At 52.4% G+C, this 26039-nt stretch carries 20 protein-coding genes; 17 read left to right on the top strand and 3 right to left on the bottom strand.

All coding sequences use genetic code 11. The features are described from left to right. Nucleotides 1-17: 17 nt before the first annotated feature. From HXZ99_RS08505 to HXZ99_RS08495, 3 genes are all read left to right on the top strand, one after another. A complete protein-coding gene (locus HXZ99_RS08505; RefSeq protein WP_194756868.1) occupies nt 18-854 on the top strand; it encodes a substrate-binding periplasmic protein in 837 nt (278 codons plus the stop codon). Nucleotides 855-1117: 263 nt separating this feature from the next. Then, entirely contained in the window at nt 1118-1702 is a 585-nt protein-coding gene (locus HXZ99_RS08500; RefSeq protein WP_194756867.1) for a TMEM165/GDT1 family protein, read from the top strand. Nucleotides 1703-1831: 129 nt separating this feature from the next. Further along, nucleotides 1832-3412, top strand: a complete 1581-nt coding sequence (locus HXZ99_RS08495; protein ID WP_194756866.1) for a Na/Pi cotransporter family protein — start codon at nt 1832-1834, stop codon at nt 3410-3412. 94 nt (nt 3413-3506) lie between these two features. On the opposite strand, the gene HXZ99_RS08490 is transcribed toward HXZ99_RS08495, so the two are convergent. Next, on the bottom strand, nt 3507-5519 hold the full coding sequence (locus HXZ99_RS08490; protein ID WP_194757026.1) for a BCCT family transporter: 2013 nt from the start codon (nt 5517-5519) through the stop codon (nt 3507-3509). A 155-nt stretch (nt 5520-5674) separates the two neighbouring features. Here HXZ99_RS08490 and HXZ99_RS08485 point away from each other — a divergent pair, with 155 nt between their 5' ends. From HXZ99_RS08485 to HXZ99_RS08450, 8 genes are all read left to right on the top strand, one after another. Beyond that, nucleotides 5675-6643 (top strand): calcium/sodium antiporter, encoded by a 969-nt coding sequence (locus HXZ99_RS08485; RefSeq protein ID WP_194756865.1) that lies wholly within the window; start codon nt 5675-5677, stop codon nt 6641-6643. Between the two features lie 160 nt (nt 6644-6803). Then, nucleotides 6804-7268, top strand: a complete 465-nt coding sequence (locus tag HXZ99_RS08480) for a DUF3429 domain-containing protein (RefSeq protein WP_194756864.1) — start codon at nt 6804-6806, stop codon at nt 7266-7268. Further along, on the top strand, nt 7268-8140 hold the full coding sequence (locus HXZ99_RS08475) for a 3',5'-cyclic-nucleotide phosphodiesterase (protein WP_194756863.1): 873 nt from the start codon (nt 7268-7270) through the stop codon (nt 8138-8140). Before HXZ99_RS08480 ends, HXZ99_RS08475 begins: the two co-directional genes overlap by 1 nt. Before the next feature lie 219 nt (nt 8141-8359). Next, nucleotides 8360-9394 carry a Fe(3+) ABC transporter substrate-binding protein gene (locus HXZ99_RS08470; RefSeq protein ID WP_194756862.1) on the top strand — a complete coding sequence of 345 codons (1035 nt, stop codon included), beginning with the start codon at nt 8360-8362 and terminating at the stop codon, nt 9392-9394. Between the two features lie 13 nt (nt 9395-9407). Next, a complete protein-coding gene (locus HXZ99_RS08465) occupies nt 9408-11186 on the top strand; it encodes an ABC transporter permease (RefSeq protein WP_331458484.1) in 1779 nt (592 codons plus the stop codon). Further along, nucleotides 11164-12213, top strand: coding sequence for an ABC transporter ATP-binding protein (locus tag HXZ99_RS08460; protein ID WP_407928513.1), 1050 nt, complete (start codon nt 11164-11166; stop codon nt 12211-12213). The genes HXZ99_RS08465 and HXZ99_RS08460 overlap by 23 nt, the downstream gene beginning before the upstream one ends. 298 nt (nt 12214-12511) lie before the next feature. After that, nucleotides 12512-15526 carry a hypothetical protein gene (locus HXZ99_RS08455; RefSeq protein ID WP_194756860.1) on the top strand — a complete coding sequence of 1005 codons (3015 nt, stop codon included), beginning with the start codon at nt 12512-12514 and terminating at the stop codon, nt 15524-15526. Nucleotides 15527-15653: 127 nt separating this feature from the next. Beyond that, complete coding sequence (locus HXZ99_RS08450; protein WP_194756859.1) at nt 15654-16331, top strand: hypothetical protein; 678 nt, start codon at nt 15654-15656, stop codon at nt 16329-16331. Nucleotides 16332-16491: 160 nt separating this feature from the next. Here the strand turns inward: HXZ99_RS08450 and HXZ99_RS08445 are convergent, their stop codons facing one another. After that, complete coding sequence (locus HXZ99_RS08445) at nt 16492-17898, bottom strand: MBL fold metallo-hydrolase (protein WP_194756858.1); 1407 nt, start codon at nt 17896-17898, stop codon at nt 16492-16494. Nucleotides 17899-18357: 459 nt separating this feature from the next. Between HXZ99_RS08445 and HXZ99_RS08440 the strand changes: the two genes are divergently transcribed. Continuing rightward, nucleotides 18358-18603: a hypothetical protein gene (locus HXZ99_RS08440; RefSeq protein WP_194756857.1), complete on the top strand. Its 246-nt coding sequence runs from the start codon at nt 18358-18360 to the stop codon at nt 18601-18603. A gap of 158 nt (nt 18604-18761) precedes the next feature. Here the strand turns inward: HXZ99_RS08440 and pgi are convergent, their stop codons facing one another. Then, nucleotides 18762-20267 (bottom strand): glucose-6-phosphate isomerase, encoded by a 1506-nt coding sequence (pgi, locus tag HXZ99_RS08435; RefSeq protein ID WP_194757024.1) that lies wholly within the window; start codon nt 20265-20267, stop codon nt 18762-18764. A 514-nt stretch (nt 20268-20781) separates the two neighbouring features. On the opposite strand from pgi, the gene rfaH reads away from it, so the two are divergent. From rfaH to HXZ99_RS08410, 5 genes are all read left to right on the top strand, one after another. Next, nucleotides 20782-21285 carry a transcription/translation regulatory transformer protein RfaH gene (gene rfaH, locus HXZ99_RS08430; protein ID WP_194756856.1) on the top strand — a complete coding sequence of 168 codons (504 nt, stop codon included), beginning with the start codon at nt 20782-20784 and terminating at the stop codon, nt 21283-21285. Between the two features lie 326 nt (nt 21286-21611). Then, nucleotides 21612-21854, top strand: coding sequence for a hypothetical protein (locus tag HXZ99_RS08425; protein WP_194756855.1), 243 nt, complete (start codon nt 21612-21614; stop codon nt 21852-21854). A 118-nt stretch (nt 21855-21972) separates the two neighbouring features. After that, complete coding sequence (locus HXZ99_RS08420) at nt 21973-23109, top strand: polysaccharide export protein (protein WP_194756854.1); 1137 nt, start codon at nt 21973-21975, stop codon at nt 23107-23109. 102 nt (nt 23110-23211) lie between these two features. Then, nucleotides 23212-23643 (top strand): low molecular weight protein-tyrosine-phosphatase, encoded by a 432-nt coding sequence (locus tag HXZ99_RS08415; protein WP_194756853.1) that lies wholly within the window; start codon nt 23212-23214, stop codon nt 23641-23643. A gap of 130 nt (nt 23644-23773) precedes the next feature. Next, nucleotides 23774-26038, top strand: a complete 2265-nt coding sequence (locus HXZ99_RS08410) for a polysaccharide biosynthesis tyrosine autokinase (RefSeq protein ID WP_194756852.1) — start codon at nt 23774-23776, stop codon at nt 26036-26038. The last annotated feature ends 1 nt before the right edge of the window (nt 26039 follow it).

Raw genomic sequence — 26039 nt, 5'->3', positions numbered from 1 at the left:
TAACCAAGGAGGCCCTCATGAGATGGCTGTCCGGAATGTTGTTAGCACTAGCGGTAACCATGTTCACTGCCTGTAGCCCAGCAGAACGTGAAGAAATTCAAGCACCTGAACGTGGAGTAACGCAAGCTTCATTAGAGCGGGAGACCACACCTCCATGTCAACTAACCCTCGGCTTTGAAAGCTGGGAGCCCTATCAGTACTTAAGCGCCGGCGGTGAAGCGGGTGGCGTGGATATCGAAATTGCAAAACGCGCGCTGTCACACATGAATTGTACCCTTCGCGCCCAACAAGGGAGCTGGATGGAGCTCATTGAGTGGATTCAAAATGGCGATATCGATTTTGTCATGGGGGCCTCAAGAACCGAGGCGCGTGATGAATACGCTTTATTTTCGGTTCCTTATAGAGACGAGCAGTTCAGTTTGTTTGTGCGAGGCGACCGCATGTCGCGGTATGATCAGGATAGTGTCGAAGAGTTCCTGGCGGCAGGATTTCGAGTAGGCACGGTAAATGAATATTACTACGGCGAAGAACTGCAAAACTTGATGTATGAATCTGAATATACGACACAATTTGTTGGAGCAATGCTCAATGAACTGAATGTTGCTCGGCTTCTTGATGGCGAAATTGACGGCTTCCTCGAAGATAATCTGGTGGCGGCATCAATGATACGTCGTCGAGGACTCGGGGCATTCATCGATCGTCATGAGATAAGCCTTCCGGCAACGGAAGTGTATGTTATGTTTAGCAAAGAATCGGTGGATGAAAGCCAAGTTGAGGAGTTTAACGATGCGCTGCAAGTGCTGCTAGATGAAGGCTTCATCGATCACGTCATGAGCCGCTACAGCGTTTACTAAACATTTCACCATAAACACCGAAAGCCTTGTAAGTTTAACTACAAGGCTTTTTTATGCGCAAAATATAACTTCCGATTCAGGACAAAAACAGAGTTCCGCCCCAGGGGCGTAACTCAAGAACCCTTGTTCTGTAAGGCCTACGAGGGAATGGGCAAAGGACAAAAACAGAGTTGTACCCCAGGGGCGTAACTGTTGGGGTAACTGTAAAAGAGGCTGTGGTATTATGACGATATTCGAAAGCATAAGAGTATAAGACACTAAAGATGGCGGAGTTTTTTACGGCGTTGCTGGCGGTGGCGTTTGCTGAATTGGGGGATAAAACGCAATTCATCGCGCTCGTTTTAGCAGCACGATATGCGCATCAGAAATGGGCAATTGTTATTGGGCTAATCGCTGCTGCGACGCTAATGCATGGCATCGCTGGCACCCTCGGCTATTTTGTTGGCGACCTCATTAATGGCCCCTGGGTAACTCTCATTGTCGGTGTGATTTTTGTCGTTTTGGGCTTGGTTATTTTATTAACATCGAACGAAAACCCTGAAGAAAGCGAAGATATTCCAAAGAAATACATGCACCTAGGTGCGCTAGTTGGGAGCTTTTTACTCTTTAGCGTTTCGGAGATTGCCGACAAATCTCAGGTTGCCACCATGATGCTGGCCGCGCACTACGATAGCATTCTGCGCGTATCTTCGGGCGCAGCGCTTGGCATGGTGCTGGTGGTGCTGCCGGTTATATTTTTTGGCGCATGGCTGACGAAAAGACTGCCGATGCGCGTCATTCGCTATATTGGTAGCGGCGTGTTTATCGTCATCGGTATGCTAAGTTTGTACGAGTATTTCAGAGGTTAAAGCACCCTGAAATCCGAGTTGCAGCCCAAGGGAAGAACCGACGAAAACAGAGTTCCACCCCTGGGGCGGAACTGTTGTAGGCGGAACTGTTGTAGGCTCAGGGGCGGGATGGTTAGCGGAGGTTAGGCGATGTCGTGGGTTGTGGTGACAATGGCGTTGGGCGGGCTAGGTCTGTTGCTGCTGGGCATGGGCATGATGACCGATGGTCTTAAATCTGCCGCGGGCAACAAGCTTCATCTGTTTCTCGAGCGCTCGACGCAAACAAAGATGCGGGCGGCCCTTACCGGTTTTAGCATCACGGCGTTAGTTCAGTCATCGTCGGCGGTTATCGTCGCTACGCTCGGTTTCACCAATGCCGGCATGCTGCGTCTAAAACAAGCCGCGTGGGTGGTGTTTGGCAGCAACGTTGGCACCACCATGACCGCATGGATCGTGGCGCTGGTCGGCCTCAAACTCAAAGTTGAGATCATCGCTTTGCCATTAATCGGCATCGGCATGTTACTGCAATTATTTTTGAAAAAGTCGCGCTGGGCCCATATCGGTCTCGCCTTAGCCGGCTTCGGCGTGCTTTTCCTAGGGCTTGGCTTGCTCCGCGATGGCTTTATCGACGCCGCTGAATGGATTCCCATCGAGCGCCTAGGCGCAACGGGCTGGTACGGAATCTTGCTCGGGGTGATTGCTGGCGCCGTTCTCACCGCTTTAATTCAAAGCAGCTCGGCCGCGCTGGCGATTATTCTAACGGCCTCGGTTACCGGTGTTCTGACGCCACTGCTCGGCGCGTCGCTCGTGATCGGCGCCAACCTCGGCACCACAGCCACCAGCATGCTCGCATCCATCGGCGCCACCACCAATGCACGGCGCCTCGCTCTCGTGCACTTACTGGAAAAAATATTCACCGGAACCATCGCTCTGATCCTGCTAGTGCCCCTGTGGTGGGTGTCGAATTGGCTCGCCGGCGGCGACGGTCGCACCAACATCAGCACCGGCCTGGCGCTGTTTCACACCTTATTTAACGTCCTCGGCATTGTGCTGATGTGGTTCTTGGCCGACCACTTACTGCGCTTCGTCGAGCGCATGATTAAACAACCCGAGCTCACCTCGGAAAAGCCGCGCTACCTCGACGACACCGTGCTCGCCATGCCAGCCATGGGCGTGCCCGCCATGCATTCGGAAATTAAGCGCGTGTTCAAACAATTGCTAGCCCGAGGCCGCAAGGCCATCGATGAAGGCGCAGAGCCGGCCCCGGAAGACGATTTAAATACCAGCGCATTGCTCGACGCTATCGGACAATTTTCCAATAAACTCGGGGCGCAGGGTAGTTTGGAGGAGTTTTCTGAGAGCTTCCTTAACCTCAATTGGGCGCGTGAAGAATGTGTGCAGTTGCGGGTACTCTTTCACGAACTACAAGACACCCCGCGCGAGGATATCGAAGCGGCCCTCACGCCGGAGCTAAAAAATGCTTTTATGGAGTTGTTGCTCACCGGTTCACTTAAACAACTGTCGACCGAGCAGCGCAAGAATGCGATTGCCAACGTGAAGGCATTGCGAAAAAGCCGCCGTGCGAGCCTCTTAGCGCAGACCCGCGCCGGCGAGATTTCAGCCCCCGAAGTTACGCGTCGCCTGCAGGTGATCGCGCTATTCGAAGAAAGTACCAAGCGTGTGATGCGCATCGCCGACGTCATATATCCGGTGCCGGTGAATGACGAATAGTCATGGCGACGGGGCCGCCAGCAACCCACGCACAGCGTTGGTCACCACCCCGAGACACCGCCAGTAGCCAACGCACCGCGTTGGTCACCAATAATTACCGCACTGCGTCGAGGAACAACCAGTGGCGCTCGTACTGCTGCAAGATATCCGAAATCACTTGGTCTTTGCTCCAACCATAGATGTCGTAATCTTGCCCGCCTTCGCGCAAGTGAACCTCGGCTTTGAAGAACTTCAGCTTTTCGTCGCGGCTCTTGCGCATATCACGCATGACAAAACTCGGTGGGTGATACTCGCGGGGGCGCACTGAATAGAAGAAATCCATCTCGTCGCCGTGCTCGGTTTGCAGCCAGGCCCGACCGTCGTCGCCATATTCCACTTTCACCTGAATGTTTTGCTTTTCAAGCTCCGCGGCGACCGCTTTCATGGCGTCTGTGGCAGTGCCTTTAATAAAGGTCAGCACCTCGTCTTTGCTCGGTTGACGCACTAAACGACGCAACTGTTGCTGCCAATTACCTTGGGCCGTTGGCGCATTCAATGCCGACTCCAGCGATACCCGCTTCACGACTTCCAGTCGCAGGGCGCGTATCAGACCCCAACACATCAACAGCATGACAATCGAGAAGGGCAGCGCCGAGGCGATGGAGGCGGTCTGCAAGGCCCCCAAGCCGCCGGCAAGTAGCAGCGCGATAGCGATTAACCCCTCCAAGGCACACCAGAAAATCCGTTGCCACGTGGGAGAATCTTCATCGCCACCACCGGAGGTAATGATGTCGACCACGAGCGAGCCGGAGTCTGACGAGGTGACGAAGAAGGTCACCACCAAAATCGTGGCCACGACAGATGCGAGGGTGGAGAAGGGCAGCGCGTCGAAGAACTGGAACAAGGCCACCGATGAATCGGCCATAACAGCGACGCCTAGCGAGGTCATGCCCTCCATTAAAATAAGGTGGATGGCGGTGTTCCCGAAGAAGGTCATCCACATAAAGGTGAAGCCCATGGGCACTAACAGCACGCCGGTGACGAACTCGCGGATGGTACGGCCGCGCGACACGCGTGCGATAAACATTCCCACAAACGGCGACCATGCAATCCACCAACCCCAGTAGAACAAGGTCCAGCCGCCCAACCAGGTGTTGGGTTCGCAGTCCACACAACCCTCCTGCATGCCGTAAGTGCTTGGATCATAGGAGTAGAGGTTGAAGGTCATGCTCACAATTGATGACAAATAGGTACCGATGTTTTGCACGAGCGATTGCAGCAAGTATACCGTCGGGCCGGCAAATAATACGAAGATAAGCAGGCCAACGGCCAAGAATAAATTAAGCTCGGAAATGCGGCGGATACCGCCGTCCAGGCCAAGCACTACGGAGACTGTTGCAATGGCGGTGATAGCCACGATGAGCGCGATTTGCACCCAAATGGACTGATCGATACCGATTAACGCGTTCAAGCCCGAGTTGATTTGTAGCACCCCGAACCCAAGTGAGGTGGCCACCCCGAACAAGGTCCCGACCACTGCAAAAATATCAACCGTGTGGCCGATCGGACCATAGATGCGATCGCCAATTAAAGGATAAAGCGACGAGCGTATGGTGAGCGGCAAGTTATGGCGGAACGCAAAATAGGCGAGCGACAGGGCGACCACGGCGTAAATAGCCCATGCGTGCAAACCCCAGTGGAAGAAGGTGATGTTCATGGCTTCCCGGGCGGCATCGAAATTTTCGCCGGCGCCAACGGGAGGGGCGATGTAATGCATCACCGGCTCCGCGACCCCGAAGAACATCAGGCCGATACCCATACCGGCGCTGAACAGCATGGCAAACCAGCTTTTGTAGCTATAGTCGGGCTGAGAATGATCCGGCCCCAACTTAATTAAGCCAAATCGCGAAAAGGCCAAGTAGGTGACGAACAGCAGGAAAAGGGCAACCACGAGCACGTAATACCAACCCGCCGTTTCCATAATCCACGATTGCACCGCGGTAAAGGTCGCATTCGCAGTTTCCGGCACAAAAATACCAAACAACACAAAAATAGCAGCAATAACCCCCGACCCAATAAAGACCGGCGGATTCATCAAAATGCGCCGCTTCCCAGATACATCGCTCATCATCACCCTCGCTTTTTTGTTATAACTCCGCAAAACAGTTGTGCCCCAGAAAACAGTTGTGCCCCAGGGGTGGAACTCTGTTTTTATCCGCAGAGACGAATACTTGTTTTTTCAGTATGATAGCAGAAGATGAAATTTTCGAAGGGAATGCGAGCATGTTGTTGGCGTTTATTGCGATAGTTTTTGGCTTGGCCTTGTTGATTTGGAGCGCAGACCGATTCGTCGAAGGCGCCGCAGTGTCGGCGCGGCATTTCGGGATGTCGCCATTGCTCATCGGTATGTTGGTTATCGGTTTTGGTACCTCGGCGCCGGAAATGGTGGTCTCAGCCTTTGCTGCCGCGCAGGGGAATCCGGGGCTGGCGCTTGGAAATGCGTTCGGTTCGAATACCGCAAACATTGGTTTGGTACTCGGGCTTACCGCTGTGCTCGCGCCCATCACGGTGCGCTCTAACGTGCTACGGCGGGAAATGCCGGTGCTTATCGGGGTCACCGCACTGGCGGGGTTAATCGTCTGGAACCTGAACATCACTCGCCTTGATGCTATTGTTTTACTGTTGGTTTTTGTGGCGGTGATGCTGTGGACGGTGAAACAGAGCTTTAGCGGCGATGATAATCTTGGCGCGGAAACCTTGACTGACATCGATAGCCACGCCATGCCCATTCAGCGCGCCATGATGTGGCTGTTCGTGGGCCTGTTTTTGCTTATCGCCAGTTCGCGAGTTTTAGTGTGGGGCGCAGTGAGCGTCGCCGAAGCCATGGGTGTGAGCGATTTAGTGATCGGTCTCACCATCGTTGCCATCGGCACCTCATTACCGGAGTTGGCCAGCGCCATCGCAGCCATCCGCAAGAACGAACACGATTTAGCCTTGGGCAACGTGCTCGGATCGAACTTATTTAACACCCTGGCCGTAGTAGGGATAGCAGGCGTGATTCATCCATTTAGCTTTGAGGCCGCGGTACTCACACGCGATTATGTGGTGATGGCGCTGTTCACCTTAGCAGTATTGGTGTTTGCGTTTCGCCTACCGCGATCCAAGCGACCGGGGCGGATTAATCGCGTCGAAGGCGGACTTTTCCTGCTCGTCTACATCGGCTACTTGGCTTGGGTCGCCCTCGCACGTTAAAGTGCGCCTCCGCCCTCGGGACGAAAACCGAGTTGCGCCCCAGGGGTGGAACTGTTGCAGCCCACGTAATACGCGGGATTTTGCATTTTTGAAATCGGACGAAAACCGAGTTGTGCCCCAGGGGTGGAACTGTTGTCAACGTGAAGAAAAAGGGGTTTGCATGAGTCAGCACAGTATGTCGGAAGATGCCATTGTTACCGCAAGTCGGCTTACTTGGGCCGGGGTGGTGCCGTTTATTGCTACTGCAATTGTCGGGGCAATCGGCTTCTATCAAGCCCAATTTCTATCTGTATTTCTTATATATAGCGCGGTGATTCTGTCGTTTATGGGCGGCATCCATTTTGGATTAGTGATGGCCGGCAAGCTCGAGCGTCCGCAAGGAAGCTTGATTAACAGTATGCTCCCGCCATTAGCGGCGTGGGCAGCGTATGCTTTTTGGCCGCCACTGTGGACACTCGGTCTTCTAAGCCTGATGTACCTTTTTTGGCTCAACTATGACCTTTCGCGGGTGAGCGACAAATGGTATCAAAACCTGCGTCGGCCGGTGACGTTCGTGGTCGTGGGCTCTCACTTCCTTTGGTTTATCACCGTAGCCTCTGAAATGCGGGTCGGGACGGTTTCATAATGGCGCAGCGCATCCACGTATTGGGTTGTTCCGGCGGTATGGGAGCGGAGTCGGGCTCAACGTGCATTAGGGTTGGCGAGTCGGTGCTCATTGATGCAGGCACCGGACTGAGCACTCTACGCGTTGATGAAATGCGTAAAATAAAGCACGTGATCCTCACGCACGCGCACATGGACCACATTGCGTCCTTGCCCATGTTTCTCAGCAATATGTTTGAGGGTGTGAACCATCAAGTGCAAGTTTATGCGTTGTCTCATACTATCGAAAAGCTTAAAAATCATATATTTAATGATGAAATTTGGCCCGACTTCACGCGCTCGATGGGCCCATGCGGGCCTGTTTTAAATCTGCACGAAATTCAACCCAGAGACGAGCTGCAGCTTGAGGGCACCACCTTCACTTTGTTCCCCGTTGACCACACGATTCCGACGGTCGGGGTGAGTGTGCGCGGAGATCTCGATTTCGCCGTGGCGTTGTCTGCGGGAGAGGGGCTCGGTGCTTCTGGGGCGGCAGCGACTTCCGAGGCTTTGAATAATTCTGGGACGGCCGCGACTTCCGAGGGTGCAACACCCACCGGGGCCACTAAACCTGAATCGGCGAAGGCTCATTTCGTGTTTACGTCAGACACCACCGCCGGTGAGCTTCTCAACCATGAACTCAACAAGCTTGGAGACATTGATGTCCTCATGATTGAGTGCTCTTTCCCAAATGAAAATCACGAACTCGCTGTACATACCAAACACATGACACCAAAAATGGTCGATGCCACGCTCCGCGCCCTGGAAAAGGCGCCACGAAGCGTATGGATCACCCACCTCAAGCCTTCTTTCGAAGCCAAGCTTCGCCAACAACTCCACCACCACATCTTGTAAACACCAGTTCCGCCCCTGGGGTACAACTCGGTTTTCGTCCGTCGGTAAAAGCCGAGTTTTCCTTACCCCGCTTGGGCTAGAACAGTTCCACCCCAGGGGCGTAACTCGGTTTTTGTCCGTTGTTTCTAAGGGGGAAGGGGCGGTGATGCAAATGATAACGATTGTCATTTCGGAATAAGTCTTTTACACTAACGCTATCTGTTGAAAGGAGTTTTTAAAATGAACTTAAAAGTAGTGTTCGCAGGTTTTACTATCGTGTTGGCCTTTGCTCTGAGCATCACCGCGTGTAGCCCGCGTGACATTGAAGAAGTGAACATATACTCCTCGCGTAACGAAGGACTCATTAAGCCGTTACTCGATCAATTCTCTGAAGAAACAGGCATTCGCGTAAATTTGTTGACCGGGTCGGGCGATGGTCTACTGTCGCGCTTGCAAAACGAAGGACGCAATAGCCCAGCCGACTTGTTTCTGACGGTCGATGCCGGTGCGCTGCATCGTGCAAAAGAATCCGGTTTGTTTCAACCGGTGCACAGCGACATTCTCGACAACGCCATTCCCGCGCATTTACGTGATTCCGACCGTCTCTGGTATGGCTTAAGCATGCGTGCGCGGCCTGTTTTCTATGCTATCGACCGCGTAAACCCCGAAGAAATCACCGATTATCTGAGCTTAGCTGACCCCAAGTGGCGCGGTCGCATTTGTGTACGCTCGTCCGATAATGTGTATAACCAATCAATGGTCGCGGCGATGATTGCGCATCATGGTGAGGAGGCGACCGAGCAGTGGGCGCGTGGTTTAGTGGCCAATTTCGCCCGCAATCCTGTCGGCGGTGATCGTGATCAGATTCACGCAGTGGCTTCAGGACAGTGCGATATCGCGTTAGCGAACACTTACTACTTTGGCGGGATGACGCTCAGTAGCGATGCCACAAACCAAGATACGGTGAGCAAAGTTGCCATCGCATGGCCGGCGCAAGAGAGTCAGGGCGTGCATGTGAATGTGTCTGGAATTGGTCTTTTGCAACATGCTAGCAATACAGATAACGCGCTGAAACTAATGGATTTCTTGGCGGGCGTTGAAGCGCAAGCATGGTATGCAGAGGTGAATTCTGAGTATCCGGCGAACCCGAATGCGCCTTGGAGCGAAGTGCTCGAAGCGTGGGGCGAGTTTAAGGCGGACGAGTTGCCGATGAGCGCGTTAGGCGACAACAATACTGCCGCAGTGCGCCTGATGGACAGAGCCGGCTGGCGCTGATTTCGGAGATTAGATGGTTGAAATGATTCGCAGCGGATTGGCGGCTGCAGGCAATAATTTGTGGAAACAGTTACGCGACTGGTCGTTACCGCTAGTCGCGTTGCTGATCTGCCTGCCGTTGTTGGTGGTCGTGGCGAGCTTTTTTCTCGGGCTCTTTGGCGCTGAGCAGCGCGAAACCCTGAGCCATTTATTTAGCACAGTGGTTGGCGAATACGTGCGCCATTCGGTCATTTTGCTCGTTGGCGTCGGCTTACTCACCCTCGTCATCGGTGTCACCGCGGCCTGGCTCACCACCGCGTGCGAGTTCCCCGGCGTGCGCTGGCTACGCTGGGCACTACTTCTGCCGCTGGCGATGCCCGCTTACATCACCGCGTACACTTACAGCGGCATGCTTAGCTTCGAAGGCCCGGTGCAAGGCGCATTGCGGGCAATTACCGGTTGGCAAATCGGCGATTACGCCTTCCCCGAAATCCGCTCTCTCACCGGCGCGGTACTCGTAATGGGCTTCGTGCTTTTCCCTTACGTCTACCTCATTACCCGCGCTGCATTTATCGAGCAATCCCGCGCTGCCATCGAAGCTGGACGAACCCTCGGCCTCGGACCCTGGCAAAGTTTTTACCGCGTCGCGTTGCCCATGGCACGCCCGGCCATCGCCACCGGCGTCACTCTCGCGCTTATGGAAACCCTCGCCGATTACGGCACGGTTCATTTTTACGGCGTGACCACATTCACAACGGGCATCTTTCGCACTTGGTACGGCATGGCCGACCCCGTCGGTGCGCTGCAATTGGCTAGCATTTTACTGAGCGCGGTTGTGGTATTAATGCTCGTAGAGCGCATTTCCCGCAAACAATCGCGCTACCATCACGCCGGACGCAGCTCACAAACTACGCGCCCGATGCGCCTCAAAGGCTTCAAAGCAGGTCTCGCATTTATCGCCTGTTTCCTACCGGTGTTGTTTGGCTTCGCCCTGCCGGCGTTGCAGCTCGTTTTCTGGTCTGCGGACCGCTTCGGAATTTGGAGCGACCCTAATTTCTGGATTCTCGTGCGAAATAGCTTAATTTTGGCAAGTCTTGCCGCCTTTATCACGGTGATGCTGGCACTCTGGCTGTGCTACGGCAAACGCGAAGCGGCGCTCAATGGACGTCGAGCGGCAAATAACCGACTCACTCGCGGCAGTGTCGCCTTCGCATCCCTCGGCTACGCGATTCCCGGGGTGGTTATCGCCGTCGGCGTCATGGTGCCGCTGGCCTGGCTCGACAACCGCATCATCGATGTCGCCGAAGCATGGTTCGGATTCAACCCCGGCCTGCTATTATCTGGCACGATCGTGGCGCTATTATTCGCGTATACGGTGCGATTTTTATCGATCTCCATTCAAACGGTCGACTCTGGTTTGAGCCAAATCAGCAAAGCAATGGACGAATCAGGGCGTATTTTAGGCCTAAAATCGCGAGAAATGCTCACCCGCATTCATTTTCCGCTATTGCGTACAAGTTTATTGACCGCCGGCATCTTGGTGTTCGTCGATGTCCTCAAAGAGTTACCCGCAACCTTGGTATTAAGGCCTTTTAATTTCAATACCTTAGCCGTGAGAGCATACGAAATGGCAGGCGACGAGCGCCTTGCCGACGCTGGTCCAGCCGCCCTCATGATAGTGCTCGCGGGCCTGATTCCGGTGATATTATTGAGCCGAGCCATGAACCGCCGTCAGCATTTACAGAACGAGATTCGCGCGGGCGAACCGAAACCTGGAGAGATCTATGAGCCTGTTAAAACTCAGTGGAACTGAGGTCGGTTTCGGCCGAACCACAATCGTCGATGACGTCACCCTCTCGTTGGATGAGGGCGAAATCGGCTGTCTGCTGGGGCCAAGTGGCTGTGGAAAAACCACCTTACTGCGGGCCATTGCAGGCTTCGAACCAGTGCAGGGCGGGCGCATCGAACTCAATGGCCAATTGGTTAGTTCACCCGCTCAACTAGTACCGCCAGAAAAGCGCGGCGTGGGCATGGTTTTCCAAGATTTCGCGTTATTTCCGCACCTTACCGTGTTCGAGAACATCGCTTTTGGCATCCGCGAGCAGTCGCAAGATGAGCAAAAACGGCGGGTCCATCAGCTGCTCGATCATGTCGGTTTGGCCGGCTACGGACCGCGTTACCCGCACCAATTAAGCGGCGGTCAGCAGCAGCGCATCGCGTTGGCCCGTGCATTAGCTCCGAAACCAAAACTGCTATTGCTCGATGAACCTTTCTCGTCGCTCGACGCTGAATTGCGTGAATCTCTTGCCACGGAAGTGCGTGCCTTACTAAAGGAAGAGGGAATCACCGCGTTACTGGTGACCCACGACCAACAAGAGGCCTTCGCCCTCGCTGACAAAGCCGGCGTGATGTATCACGGTCGCTTGCTGCAGTGGGACACGCCTTATGGTTTGTACCACCGTCCGGCGCACCATTTGGTCGCTGACTTTATTGGCATTGGGGTGCTTTTACATGGCTCAGTCACTGAAGATCTGAAAGTGGATACCGTGCTTGGATTGCTCCATGGCGACGAAGTGCAACGCGGTACCGAAGGCGAAGCAGTTGATGTACTGATTCGGCCCGACGATATCGTGATCGACGAGAGCAGCGAGCGTCGTGCCAAGATTGTCGCCCGCGGTTTCCGTGGCGCTCACTTTTTGTACACCGCAGAATTACAAGACGGCAGCCACCTTATCTGCATGGCCCCGTCCCACCACGAATACAAGGTTAATCAAGAAGTTGGCCTGCGCCTCAACATGGATCACCTCGTCCTCTTCCCCGCCGGCTACTGCGATACCTAAAAGCCGTAGCCAACGCACCGCGTTGGTCCGCAAAGTTCCGCCCCAAAGGAGTTCCACCCCAGGGGCGTAACTCCCAAACCCGCCGACGAAAACAGAGTTCCACCCCTGAGGCGGAACTTCCCTGGGGGACGCGCCCCAGAGCCCGGAAATCGAGCTGGGGGCTAAATGTAATCACTATGTTTACAGAATGTTACATTTACAGGGGTGCAATACGTAGCCAGATTTGTAAGAATGTTGTGAACACGGCACGGATTCTGCCTTTGTGGGACGCGTGCGCACACAACAAAAGGAAGTAAGCATGAGAAAACAGTATCCTCTTATCGCCAGTTCACTGGCACTACTAGTACTCACTGCGTGTGGCGGTGGCGGCTCTGGTGGTGGCGGAGACGGCGGCGGCGGTGGTGGCGGCGGTGGTGGAACCACTCCGACCAACTACACTGTATCAACGAACGTCGGCACGGGCGCATCCATTTCTCCCACATCAGCAACCGTCCAAAGCGGCAATACCGCAGAATTCACAATCAGTTACGATGACGGCTACGAGTACAACAACGCCCATGGTTGCGGCGGTTCGTACGATAGCGGCACCTACACCACGGGCGCCATCAGCAGTAACTGTACCGTTACCGCCACCGCGCGTCGCATCCAATTCACCGCGACTGCTACCTTACAAGGCGGCGGCACCATTACCCCAGGCAGCGATACCGTCAATTCCGGTGAAACCATCACGTTTACCGTCGAGCTTGATGAGCACTACAGCATCACTAACGTCGCTGGCTGTAACGCACAAACGCCAATTGAAGCGGGCGAGCAAACTTTCACCATCGAAACTGGCCCCATGGAAGCAAACTGCGAACTTGAAGTTACCGCAGAAACTCCAGGACCAGACGTATTCTATGATGTCACCGTCGAGATCCTGGGCGAAGGCACCGTTGATCCAGAAAGTGCGCGCGGCAACTTTGGCGATACGTTCGAATTTGAATTAACCCCAGCCGAAGGCTTTGAGCTTGGCGGCGCAATGGGATGTGAAGGTACGCTGAACAACAACGTATTTACCACAGGCGCCTTGGTCGCAGATTGTACCGTGAGCGTACGTTTCGTCGATGAAGAAGCTGTATTTTTCGCAGACAGCAACCTAGAGGCGGCGCTACTTGATCACTTCGGTTATCCAGAAGGGTCGAGCATTACCACCGAAGACATGGAAACGCTAACGTCGCTGAACCTCGACGACAAGAGCATCGTGATGCTCACAGGCATGGAAACGGCGGTGAATCTGCATACTTTAAGTTTGTTTCGCAACCGTCAGCTCAGTAATTTGCAGCCTCTGCGCGATTTACCAATTACGAACCTGAATCTTAACGATACCGCTGTAAATACCTTAACCACGGTGGCAGAGATGCCGATCGTTAACCTGCGTGTTCAAGATACTCAGGTAACCGATCTCGAACCGCTACGGACCAAAGCAACGCTGCGCGATCTCTACGTGTCGTACACCGGAGTGAGCTCGCTCCGTGCGCTAGAAGCGAACGACAACCTACGCACAGTGTTCTTCTACGACACGCCAATTCGCGACATCCGTCCATTGGTTGCGTCGGGCATGACGAGCGGTAACGTGCAAGGCTTCGGTTGTTTGAGCAGCGCCCATCGCGCCACCGCAAATGCCATTGAAGCGCTTCAAGCACGCGGCAACTCGGTGTCCACAGTGAACCGCCAAACGCGTCAAGATTGTCATAACTACCGTCCAGACATTGATGGTGACATCGAAGTAGCTTTTGTAGACAACGAGCTACAAATCGACTGGACCATGACATCGAACGCGGATTTAAGCGATTTAGGCTGTGAAATTCACTTCGATTTATATGACCAAACGCCACGGGTTCCGCACCAACTCATCGAGTCGTGCCCAACCACTGGTAACTTAACGGTAGAAGCCACGCAGTCGGCGTATCGCGTTACCGTGTTGTTCGACGATGGTATTGACGCCCAGCATCGCGCCGATGCACCACGGGTTCAAAAAGATGGCGTCGCTCACGACGTACGTTTTGAAACCGCGGATTGGGGTCAGGTGATGTTGAAAACCTCGCCGTACTTAGTGCCAAATCGTGCCGCTATGTTCCGCGCCCACGTGGCCGGTCCTGCTGCAGCGACAGTGCCAAATGGAACCTTAGAGCTGAGCTTGAACGGCAATAGCACCACGTTAAACCTTACCGCCCCGTCTGGCTTGGTGAGCAACAAGGTGCATCGCAGCCTGAACAACTCGTTCCATACCGAAGTGCCAGCCCAGTGGATGCAAGAAGGTCTTACGGTGCGCGTTCGCATGGACGGTGACGTTGTGCACGAGCAAACGCCAACCTTCTCACCTGAGATTCCGCTGTACATCACTATTGTACCTATGATCATGAACGGCGTGGCGCCGGTAATTCCGGACGACCAAACCTTGATTGAGCAATTACAAGTGCATTGGCCACTCAGCAATATTCAGATTCGTCACCGTTCTGCATACACGGTTGCAAATCAAAGTAGCATCGACGGTGCAACTGATCTGCTTTATCAACTGCGCGATCTGCGCAGTGCAGATGGCGAAAGCAACGGTAGTCACTACCACGGTTTCTTCAACTTTGAAGAAGTGGGCGGTGGTGCTGCTGGTGTAGCCTTTGTTGGCGGTACCTCTGGTGTAACTTGGGATCGGGCGAACCGCCTCGATACGTTCAGTCACGAAATGGGCCACAACTTCTCAGTGCGTCATATCGATTGTGGTAACCCATCCGGTGCAGAAGCAGATTACCCGTACGATCCGCGCACCATTGGTAGTGTGGGTGTAAATCTTGCGAACGATGAAGTTATTTCGCACACAGACTTCTCAGATGTAATGAGCTACTGTAGCCCACGTCACATCTCGGATTGGGTGTACGAGAAAGCGCAAGACTATCAAATCCTCACGCCATCACGTCCGTTTGCGACAGGTGGTGACGCAGCATTGTCGGAAGTTACGGAAACCGTTACACGCATTAGTGGTGTAGTGCATCCGTTCAATGGCACTGAAGTGCGCAGCGTGATGGAAGTGGCCCGCCCGGCAGTACTCGACGGCAACAGCCCATATACCATGCTTGCCACCGATGCCCGTGGACAACAGTTCAGCGTGCCCATCAGCGTGTTTGAAGACAGCATCACGCAAGGCACCAATGCTGGCTACTTTGAAGCCTACATCGATATGCCGCTTGAGTCTGTCGAGTACTTGCAGATTTTCCGCGGCGACGCAGTACTGCTCGATACCCGCCTCGAAGAAACCGAAGCGCTGTATTGGAATCAGTAAAACGTAAAGATCGACCAAAAGGGGTGCATTCGCGCCCCTTTTTTCTACACTGGTAGTCAACGCACTGCGTTGGTCAGGGGCGGAAGAAGGCGCGAGGCCCGAATCAATAAAGTATGAGGGAAGTCGAATGAAATTAACCCACGGATTAAGGATTTTAGGGATTGTCACAGCAGCGACATTGCTCGCCGCCTGTGAAGACCCAAGCGACCAAGTCGGCAGCTACGACGCAGACAAGCCGTCGAAATCAGGTGCTGAATGGCTTGAAGATGCGCAAAGCTTAACCATTACCGGCACCATCAGCGAAGACAACCGCAGCGCTCGGCTAAATAACGTCGTGTTGCAAAGGTCACCCGCAAGAGCGTCGGAAGGTATGTACGTGCTCGTAACAGAAACTTCCGAGGGCGTGCGCAATCAATACAGCTTTGGCGTAGAACAAAGTTCGAAAAATGGCCGCGAAAGCTTCAGCGTCACCATGCCGGTAAAAGATATCTACACCCTGCGAATTTTCCTTGGCCCGGATGAGTTGCTCGCGATTACTCAACATCAAACGCCGGAAATGGACCAAGAGGTGCTCGACGCCATCAACGTATCCCGCAGCAATGGTCAGATTTGCTTTAAGTGGCCCGCCGATGTGTTTCCACAAGCAGGTCTAGCTTGGCGTGATGATAATCAACATCGCCACCTCATGTACGCCGATGCCGCCGACAGCCAAGCCTGCACCGCCGACACCGATGTGCCTGAGAACGTCTATTACGTCGTTACCCTGCGTAATCAGTTATTCGTACGTCAAGCGTTGGTGAGGTAACCAACGTACCGCGAGGGCCCGAGGGATATTTAGCGACTTGCGGGGCGCTACAAGTACATCCATGTAGGCTTGGGCGCGGCATCCATGCCGCGCACACCCGCCAGTCGCTAAACATTCCTCGAACCCAAATCATCAAATATACGGCGGCTTCTACCGCACTCTAAACATCCGTCGCACAAGAAACCTGCAAATCAGGAAAGCGCTCGAGCAAGACCTCCCGAAACTTACGCTGCACAGCCGCATCGCCATGCACTAGCCGAACTTCCCGTACATACGCCTCGCCGGTAGCCAAATCCCCAACAAACTCCATCAGCTCACGCTGACCCGCATGGGCGGAATATCCCCCAAGAGTATGCACTTGCGCTCGGATATCGATGCGTTCGCCATCAAGCTCAACCCAGCCACCGCGCGGGCCGTAGCGCTGAATATCGCGCCCTGGTGTGCCCTCTGCTTGAAAGCCGACAAAGAGCACATCCGTACGCGGATCAGGCAGAAGTGCCCGCAGGTAATTCACCATGCGCCCGCCGGTACACATGCCACTGGCGGCAATTACAATGCACGGATCACCCGTGCTGCGTAGGTAATTCACAATACGTACATGCTCGTCGTGGCTATTCACCGTATGCAATCGAGCAAAATTCAACGGATGCCGATTTTCCTCTATGCGCTGAGTCGCCTCATCATCCCAAAGCGCCTTCATCTGTCGATACTGCTTGGTAAACTCCGCGGCCATCGGCGAATCCACAATCACCACCATTTTCTCCCACACCCCGCGGTGGGGCGACTCCGGATCCTGCTGTTCGCGATAAATAATGTCTTCGAGCTCATACAACAGTTCTTGGGTGCGCCCAATACTGAAGGCCGGAATTAAAATTGCACCGCGATCACGCACGCAATGCTCAACAATGGACTTCAAGCGATCAGCCCGCTCCGCGCGATTCTCATGGTTGCGGTCGCCATAAGTACTTTCAAGCACCAAATAATCCGTATCCGCGGGCACAGGGCAGGGATCCGGCAATAGAGGCGAGTTCTTACAGCCCAAATCGCCCGAGAAAACCACCCGTTTCGCAGGTAAACCCACCTCGCACTCCACAAAAGCTGAACCCAAAATATGCCCAGCCTGATGAAAACGAATTCGCAAATCGTCATGCACGGATACCCAATCCTGATAGTCCACCGGCACCAATAACTCAGATACCACTGACGTGATGCGCTCTATCAGCGCGCCATTGCGGGTCATGCCCACTCGCAAGGCATCGGCGATAACCAAGGGCAACAAGTGTGCGGTGGCGCGGGTGCAGTAAATCGGTTTGCGAAAACCAGCGATAAGCAACCAGGGCAGGCGGCCGACGTGATCGATATGACAGTGGGTAACAATCAGCGCTTCGATATGTTCAATCGGGAAATCAATGGCTTGGTTGTCTTGCGTGGCTGCGCCCGGAGAGGTTTCTGCTCCTTGAAACAGGCCAATGTCCACCAATACCGATTGCTTTTCGTTAATCCATAACTCATGACACGAGCCGGTAACCCCGGTGCGGGCCCCGTGATGGGTGATAGTGACGTCCATGTTGCTTCCTTCTGTATGATTTTCATACAAAAACTTAACCTAAGTTGCCACGCAATGGAAACCTTTTGTCACCATCCTCCCCGCCCAACTCACCACGAAAACAGAGTTCCACCCCAGGGGCGTAACTGTTGAAGCTGCGGGTGGCGCGGGGTGTAGAAAAATTAGCAACTGATGAAATAAGAGTTGCACCCCTGGGGCGGAACTCTGTTTTAAAGAGGCGAAAAGTGAGGGAAATTATGCGTATATGACGATCGTCATATGCTAAAAATAGTGAATATAATCAGGAGTATAGGGGTTTCCCCCTATAGAATCTTTACAATCCGTTTACATTGGGTGGAATTCTTAAAGCCTAGGCGTCAAAATATAAGTTGTTGCTGAAACAGCATAATTAACAAGGACGTATTCAACCCCAGAGACGGGTGTCATGGTCGAATAAGAAGAGAAATTATGGATTTGCCAATGACCGACATAGTAGCTTACGACAAATACCGAGTTTGCATCATGAAAGGTGATGAAGTGGTGCAGAAACTTGGCGTGCCGTCTAAACGTTCAGTGTTCCGCGTGGTCGAGGTGGCTCATTATGAGCTCTCGCGTGTAACTACCGCTACCCACGCCATGATTCGCGGCCTCGACGGTAACGAAATAACCCTGTATGCCGATGACGGTTGGGTGAAGTCGAAAGTCAAAGCAATGAAACTGAAGTAAAGATTAAAAAAGGCAGGCTCCTTTATCAGAGCCTGCCTTTTTCTATGCTTGGGGTCATCGGGGGACCCAGGGGTCGAATAGGAATGTTCGGCCCTTTTTTCTGCCCGCGATTTGACCGTACCCAACGCACCGCGTTGGGTACGTCGAGGCCCCCAGCATCAAACCATCTTAATAATGGCGTCGGTGGAGGGATCGAAGGAAAGCGATTCGCCGTGCAATGCGCGGAAGGTGTCGAGAGCCACTTTCTTGCCTTGCTCCACGCCGGGCTGGTCAAACGAATTCAGCCCCCAAATCAGCCCCTGCACGAAGATTTTATGCTCGTAGGCGGCCACAATGGCGCCAAAACTCTCTGGAGTCAGCTCGCGCAACGCCAACAAAGATGTAGGGTGCCCGCCAGGATAATGCTCAGAAGGGGTGTCGGATTGCGAACCAAACGCCATCAAGCGGCGATGGGCCAAACAATTGGCCACCGCCAAGCGCTGTTGCTCGGCTAGCGCGGTTTGTACCCGCTTGGAAAAACGCTTATCGGTACGGTGCAGTACCAACACAAAATCGGCGGTAAATTGGTCGTAGCCCTGATGTAAATGCTGGAAAAACGCATGCTGCCCGTTCGGTCCAAAACCACCCCACACAATCGGCCCAGTAGGGCGGTCAATCGTTTGGTTCGTATAGCTGAACTGCTTGCCGTTCGATTCCATATCCAACTGCTGCAAATACGACGGCAACATCCGAAAACGCCCGTCGTAAGGCAAGATCGCCAGATTATTAATCTCGCGTTCTTCTCGGTTATACACGCCAATCAGCGCCATGAGCATGGGAATGTTTTCATCCACCGGCGCAGACGCAAAATGCTCGTCCATGAGGCGCGCGCCCTCCAGCATTTGCTGAAATACCTGCACACCGCAGGTGGTGGCTATGGATAAACCAATCGCCGACCATAGTGAAAAGCGCCCACCAATGGATTCCGGAAACACCAGCTGATTGGGTGCGGGAATACCATAGGCGTCCATTTTCTTGGCGTTCGCCGAAACCCCAATAATATGATGCTCAAACCAATCGCTCGCATCTAAGCCAAGAGGCTCAAAGGCCTCGAGCATCCACTCCCGGGCGGTATCTACGTTGGCAAACGTATCAATGGTGCCAAAACTCTTCGACGCCACAATAAACAGGGTGGTTTCTGGGTCGCAAATAGGTAACACCGCATACAGTTGGCCGCCGTCCATCGACGACACAAAATGCGTATACACATGGTGCTCATGAATATCGGTGGCGAACTCACGCAAGGCAAACGACGCCATTAAAGGGCCTAAATCGGAACCGCCGACACCAATATTCACAATATCGGTAATAGGCTTGCCGGTGGCGCCCAGCCACTTACCAGAGCGCAGTTTGCGTACAATTTTGGCAAACTTGGATTTATCCCCCTCGCGCAATACCGAATGACGGGAGCGGGAGAGTACGTGGGTGACTTCGCGGTTTTCGGATGGGTTGGAATAGGTTCCCGTTAACAAAGCGTCGCGCGCTTGTTTAAAATGCACAGGTAACCGTTTCTTTGCGAACGATTTGATCTCATCGGGAGTGAGAAATTGATACGACCAATCATAAACGAGGCCATTGAGTGTAGTTTGGCTACAAAGGGGGTCATCAAACTCGACTTGCTGCATTGTACCTTCGTGGATGGCATGTACTTTCACAAAATCACCTTTCTCATTCCGTTGTTTTTACACAGTAATTCTTAAAACTTTACCACATCTCTCAGATTTTGCGCTGTGAATTCAAAATCATAGCCAATACCCCGTAACCAACGCACCGCGTTGGTCCGTTATGGATATATTCCTAAGAATAAAATCTAGCGGCGAGGCTTCTATCGATACCTGACCAAAGCAATGCGTTGGGTACAAAGCATCGGATTACCAACACAGCGGGCAAAAAAACCACAGAACTCAGCAATTTACTCAACGCTTACAATGAAATGCGCCATTTTGTTACAAAATATGCGAAATTAAGCATAGAAACGGTTGGAAGCCTACCCCCTGTTGAGTACAATAGGGCTCATAATACGAAGGGATTCAAGAAGTTTCGGATGAAAGTGGGCCGTTAAGTTCACGATGAGCTTACTCTCAGAAAAGAGTCCGCCACCACCGAGGTCAATCTTATTAATAGGGATTTGCTAGCTGTATGGAATCTTGGTACCTATTGCACTGTAAGGCTCGCGAAACAGAGCGAGCAGAATGGCACTTGGCGAACCAAGGCTTTTCCACTTTTTGCCCCCGCACGAAAATCACCAAACGGTTACGTGGTAAACGTAAAACCGTGATTGAACCCTTGTTTCCAAATTATTTATTTATTCAGCTCGATATCGGCCAAGAGAATTACACAGCACTGCGCAGTACCCGTGGTGTGAATGGTTTTGTGCGCTTTGGCGGCTACCCGAGTGTGGTGCCCGATAACGTGGTGGAATCCTTGCGCGAGCGCAGTGTTACCGAAACCAGCGATGGCGCGGTAGGGGAGTCACCTAGTTTATATAAAGCCGGAACCGTCGTTGAAATTGTGCAGGGGCCGTTTGCGGGCTTAAAAGCTGTGTATGAAATGCCCGACGGCGAAGAACGCTGTTTTGTGTTGCTCGATATGCTCGGCAAACAACAGCGGATTAATATAGAAGAAGTAGAGATTAGCGCCTGATTCGTACCCAACGCATTGCGTTGGCCCGGGCATCAGGTAGCCAACGCACCGCGTTGGTCCGTTATCGATTAAAGCGCAAGAATTGTATCAACACCTGACCAACGCAATGCGTTGGGTACAGCGACACCAATCCAACGCAATGCGTTGGCTACAACATAACGAAGGGATATTGGGGCCCGTAACCCACGGGCGGTAGCGTGTCTATCGCAGTGAAAAAAGGGGTTAAACATCCTACAGTAACGCATTAGAACTCAATGGATACGAGCTACTGTTGCTGATAAAACGCCAACGTAAGAAAAATAAAGTACCATAGGGAATTGAAAGAAATGGCAACACAACAGCACGATCGCTATCGCATAGAGATTTATAAAGGTGACGAGCTTATCACCAAGCTTGCGGTGCCAAAATCGCGAACGCGGTTTCATACAATGGAAATAGCCCGCAAAGAAGTTGCGCGGGTGCCAACCGCAACCCATGCGCGTGTGCGTAGCCTAACTGGGCATGAGGTTGAGGTATATCAAGGCGACAGCTGGCTATCAACGCAAATTACTGCATTGAAAATGCGCTAATAACGCCTTGAAAACACGCTTATTTGTGCTTTCATTCGGCCGCTCAATTTTTTAAACTTAGATGAATTTGCGCTTTCTACTAGTAGACGCATAAGAAAATAATAAAAGGCAGATTATAATGGATTCATTAAACCTAAATGCTCCTTTAAAACAGCTCGTAGTAGCAGCTGCCGCGGCATTTGCCCTTTCCGGTTGTGTGATTATGCCGGGCAGTCAGATGTCGGCCAATCAAGAAACAGTGAACGCAAAAGAAGATTTGAGTGAGCAAGTTCGGGTATATGCCATTACCCCTAGTTTAGTGCATCAACTGCGTGCTCCAGCGTCAACGCCTGCGCCAAACCCTGAGCTTGAGCGCATGCGGGCCGATTACGATTATGAGGTCGGTCCAGGGGATATTTTGAATATCACAGTTTGGAACCACCCTGAACTCACTATTCCGGCAGGTTCAATGCGTAGCGCACAAGAGGCCGGTAACTGGGTGCACAACGATGGCACCATTTTCTATCCTTACGTGGGCAAGCTCCCTGTAGCAGGCAAACGCGTAACCGAGATTCGTGATGAATTGCTTAATCGCTTAAAAAATTATATCGAAGACCCTCAAGTAGACGTTACGGTTGCCGCGTTTCGCAGCAAGCGCGTGTATATAACCGGCGAAGTCATGCAGCCGGGCACGCTACCTATCACTAACGTACCGCTTACTCTGCTCGATGCGATTAATAGCTCTGGTGGCATTACCGAAATGGCCGACTGGCAAAATGTTGTGCTGACTCGTGAAGGTCGTGAATATCGTTTTTCACTGCGTGATTTATACCAGCGCGGTGATACGCGTCAAAACGTATTACTGAAATCGGGCGATGTGCTGCATGTTGAGCGCAACGACGCGAATAAAATTTTCGTGATGGGCGAAGTAAATGAACCGCAAAGCGTGATGATGGGCCGCGCGGGTATGACACTCGCCGAGGCCATTTCTGATGTGGGTGGCATTAATAATATGCACGCCAATGCATCGGGCGTTTTCGTGATGCGCTTAGCGCCTGAAGGCTCTGAAAACCTCATTGATGTATTCCAGCTCGATGCACGGCAAGCATCGGCCCTAGTTATGGCTGATCAGTTCCGCTTGCAAGAGCGCGATATTGTGTATGTAACCACAGCGCCAATGAGCCGTTGGAACCGCTTGATCAGCCAGTTATTGCCTACAGCGCAAACGCTTTACTTCATGACTCTAACCGAAGATCGCATTACACGTAGTAACTAGTAGCCAACGCACCGCGTTGGTCAGGTGCCGATAAAACCCGGCAACACGCAATCAATAACGGACCAACGCAATGCGTTGGGTACAAAGGACAACAAGAAAACCATGTTCGAAAAGATCCTCGTAGTATGCATCGGAAACATCTGCCGTTCCCCCACGGCAGAGTTTTTATTACAACGAGAGCTACCCAACAAACACGTAGCCTCAGCCGGCCTATATGCCATGGTTGAGCACGACATGGACGCACAAGCGCGCAAAATAGCTGAGCAGCACGGACTGATATGCCCGCCGCACAAAGCTCGCCAATTCAGCGCAGAGCTAGCCCGTGAATTCGATTTAGTATTAGTGATGGAAAAACGCCATCGCGATGATATTGCCAAACGCTTCCCCGAAGTGTTGGCCAAAACCATGCTACTCGGGCAATGGGAAGGTGGAAGAGATATTCCCGACCCATACAAAAAAAGCGATGAAGTGTTTCAACAGATTTATAAGTTAATCCATGCCGCCTCTAGCAGCTGGGTAAAAAAATTGTCGTAACCAACGCACTGCGTTGGGGGCCAAAGCCCACGTAGCCAACGCACTGCGTTGGTCAGGAACCAATAGAGTAACCAACGCACCGCGTTGGCCATAACACCCATATTCATAAATTTAACCGAAGCGAACCCGAATGACAGATTCTACAAAACCAACACCCGTAACCCGCGAAAGGCAAACATCCGACGAGATCGACCTAGGCCGCTTAGTAGCCACCTTATTCGATTTTAAATGGTGGATCATAGGCTGCACCTTCGCCGCCGGCGTTATAGGAGCCAGTTACGCCATATTGGTGAATCCCACCTATCAAGCTGACGCACTGTTACAAGTAGAAGAAAAATCATCAGGAATTCCAGGGTTAGGTGATTTAGGTGACATGTTCGCGCAGGAAAGCTCCGCCGTTACCGAAATTGAAATTATTCGCTCGCGTATGGTGATTGGCACCGTCGTTGACCAACTTCGCTTAGACATCAGCGTAGAGCCAAAGCGTTTTCCCTTGGTTGGTAACTGGATAGCGCGCCGCCACGGCGATAATGAACCTAAACATGCTCGTGTATTTACCAGTTATGCTTGGGGCGGAGAAACGCTCGAAATTGTGGAGTTACGTTTACCACGGAACTTAATTGGCGCCGAGCTTACGCTTACGGCAGGCCGAGGGTTAGATAGTCACCATGGTGAATTCACGTTAAGCCTCGATGGCCGTGAGATTCTCACCGGACGTAGCGGTGAAACCATTGATACCAATACTCAATTTGGCCAGGTTCTCATTCGCGTAGCAGAATTAGACGCGCGCGAAGGAACGAAGTTTTACGTACAGCAACGCAACCGTTTGCGGGTTATTAATGCGCTTCAGGGGCAAGTTCGGGTGAGCGAACGTGGCCGCCAAAGCGGAATTTTAAGTGCAACACTCGCAGGCGAGAATCCTCGTGATGTTCAGGATATTCTTCATGCCATTACCCAAGAATATTTGCTGCAGAACATTCGCCGCAATGCAGCAGAAGCCGAGAAGAGCCTAGAGTTTTTGCAAGAGCAACTGCCTGAAGTACAAGCCGAGCTACAACGGGCCGAAGACAGACTTAATGCGTATCGCTTGCAAAGTGAATCGGTCGATATTCAGCTAGAAACTCAGGGTTTACTACAGCAAATAGTAGAGCTCGAAAAACAAATAAACGAGCTGGCATTTAGAGAAGCTGAACTAAGCCGCTTATATACGCGCAACCACCCTACTTACAAAGCACTAATTGAGCAGCAAGAGAAACTAAGAGCCGACAGAGATGAGCTGCGCCGACAAATTCAGAGCTTGCCGGAGACCCAGCAAGAAGTGTTGCGCTTAACCCGCGATGTGCAGGTAAACCAAGAGATTTATGTGCAGCTACTTAACCAAACACAGGAATTAAACATTTTACGTGCCGGCACCGTAGGGAATGTAAGGATTATTGATGAAGCCGCGGTTGGTATAGAGCCTATTGCCCCTCGCAAAGCGTTGATTCTTTTATTGTCACTTATGTTAGGTGGCATGATAGGCACTGGCATTGCCTTGCTTCGAGCCTATATGCACCGTGGTATTGAAACGCCGAAAGAGCTTGAAGATGTAGGTATTTCTGTGTACGCCTCTGTACCGCTTTCAAACCAACAGCAGAAAATTGAAGAGCGAATTCGCCAAGCAGTGCGGCGCACAAGAAACCACGCACAGAAGCAGAAATTCAATACATTGCTATTAGCACGGGATAACCCAGAAGATACCGCGGTAGAAGCATTGCGCTCACTTCGCACTAGCTTGCACTTTGCCATGTTAGAAGCGAAGAACAAGGTGGTGATGATTTCAGGCCCAAGCCCAGAAGTAGGCAAAACCTTTATTACCTCCAACCTTGCGGTAGTGCTCGCCCAAGCAGGTATGCGCGTACTTCTGATAGATGCGGATATGCGCCGCGGTTATATGCACACAACCTTTGATTTACCCAATGAAAATGGCTTATCCGATTTACTGGCGAATCGCGTAGAGCGACAAAAAGCTATCGTAAAAACCTCGGTAGAGAATTTAGAATTTATTCCACGGGGCGTGGTGCCACCGAACCCTTCTGAATTACTGATGCATAAGAACTTTACCGAGTTACTTAGCTGGGCAGATGACACCTACGACATAGTGCTCGTAGATACCCCCCCGATTCTTGCGGTAACCGACCCGGCAATTGTAGGCCGTTTATGCGGAACCAATCTAGTGGTTGCGCGCTTTATGAAAAACCCTGTGAAGGAAATTGAATACACTATTGAGCGCTTCGAGAAGTCGGGTATTGAGGTTAAGGGTGTGATTCTTAATGGGATCGAGAGAACAGCTCGTAGCTCTTATGGGTATGGGAGTTATGGGTATTATTCTTACGGGTATGAGAGTTCGAAATAAG

The sequence above is a fragment of the Aliidiomarina indica genome (genome assembly GCF_015354615.1).
Lineage (GTDB): Bacteria > Pseudomonadota > Gammaproteobacteria > Enterobacterales > Alteromonadaceae > Aliidiomarina > Aliidiomarina indica.
This window is presented reverse-complemented; position numbering and strand designations above follow the sequence as displayed.

What these genes read in the sequence shown, in the direction of transcription:
- HXZ99_RS08505 (WP_194756868.1), top strand. Translation starts at nt 18, where the DNA reads ATGAGATGGCTGTCCGGAATGTTGTTAGCACTAGCGGTAACCATGTTC.
- HXZ99_RS08500 (WP_194756867.1), top strand. Translation starts at nt 1,118, where the DNA reads ATGGCGGAGTTTTTTACGGCGTTGCTGGCGGTGGCGTTTGCTGAATTG.
- HXZ99_RS08495 (WP_194756866.1), top strand. Translation starts at nt 1,832, where the DNA reads ATGTCGTGGGTTGTGGTGACAATGGCGTTGGGCGGGCTAGGTCTGTTG.
- HXZ99_RS08490 (WP_194757026.1), bottom strand. Translation starts at nt 5,519, where the DNA reads ATGAGCGATGTATCTGGGAAGCGGCGCATTTTGATGAATCCGCCGGTC.
- HXZ99_RS08485 (WP_194756865.1), top strand. Translation starts at nt 5,675, where the DNA reads ATGTTGTTGGCGTTTATTGCGATAGTTTTTGGCTTGGCCTTGTTGATT.
- HXZ99_RS08480 (WP_194756864.1), top strand. Translation starts at nt 6,804, where the DNA reads ATGAGTCAGCACAGTATGTCGGAAGATGCCATTGTTACCGCAAGTCGG.
- HXZ99_RS08475 (WP_194756863.1), top strand. Translation starts at nt 7,268, where the DNA reads ATGGCGCAGCGCATCCACGTATTGGGTTGTTCCGGCGGTATGGGAGCG.
- HXZ99_RS08470 (WP_194756862.1), top strand. Translation starts at nt 8,360, where the DNA reads ATGAACTTAAAAGTAGTGTTCGCAGGTTTTACTATCGTGTTGGCCTTT.
- HXZ99_RS08465 (WP_331458484.1), top strand. Translation starts at nt 9,408, where the DNA reads ATGGTTGAAATGATTCGCAGCGGATTGGCGGCTGCAGGCAATAATTTG.
- HXZ99_RS08455 (WP_194756860.1), top strand. Translation starts at nt 12,512, where the DNA reads ATGAGAAAACAGTATCCTCTTATCGCCAGTTCACTGGCACTACTAGTA.
- HXZ99_RS08450 (WP_194756859.1), top strand. Translation starts at nt 15,654, where the DNA reads ATGAAATTAACCCACGGATTAAGGATTTTAGGGATTGTCACAGCAGCG.
- HXZ99_RS08445 (WP_194756858.1), bottom strand. Translation starts at nt 17,898, where the DNA reads ATGGACGTCACTATCACCCATCACGGGGCCCGCACCGGGGTTACCGGC.
- HXZ99_RS08440 (WP_194756857.1), top strand. Translation starts at nt 18,358, where the DNA reads ATGACCGACATAGTAGCTTACGACAAATACCGAGTTTGCATCATGAAA.
- pgi (WP_194757024.1), bottom strand. Translation starts at nt 20,267, where the DNA reads ATGCAGCAAGTCGAGTTTGATGACCCCCTTTGTAGCCAAACTACACTC.
- rfaH (WP_194756856.1), top strand. Translation starts at nt 20,782, where the DNA reads ATGGAATCTTGGTACCTATTGCACTGTAAGGCTCGCGAAACAGAGCGA.
- HXZ99_RS08425 (WP_194756855.1), top strand. Translation starts at nt 21,612, where the DNA reads ATGGCAACACAACAGCACGATCGCTATCGCATAGAGATTTATAAAGGT.
- HXZ99_RS08420 (WP_194756854.1), top strand. Translation starts at nt 21,973, where the DNA reads ATGGATTCATTAAACCTAAATGCTCCTTTAAAACAGCTCGTAGTAGCA.
- HXZ99_RS08415 (WP_194756853.1), top strand. Translation starts at nt 23,212, where the DNA reads ATGTTCGAAAAGATCCTCGTAGTATGCATCGGAAACATCTGCCGTTCC.
- HXZ99_RS08410 (WP_194756852.1), top strand. Translation starts at nt 23,774, where the DNA reads ATGACAGATTCTACAAAACCAACACCCGTAACCCGCGAAAGGCAAACA.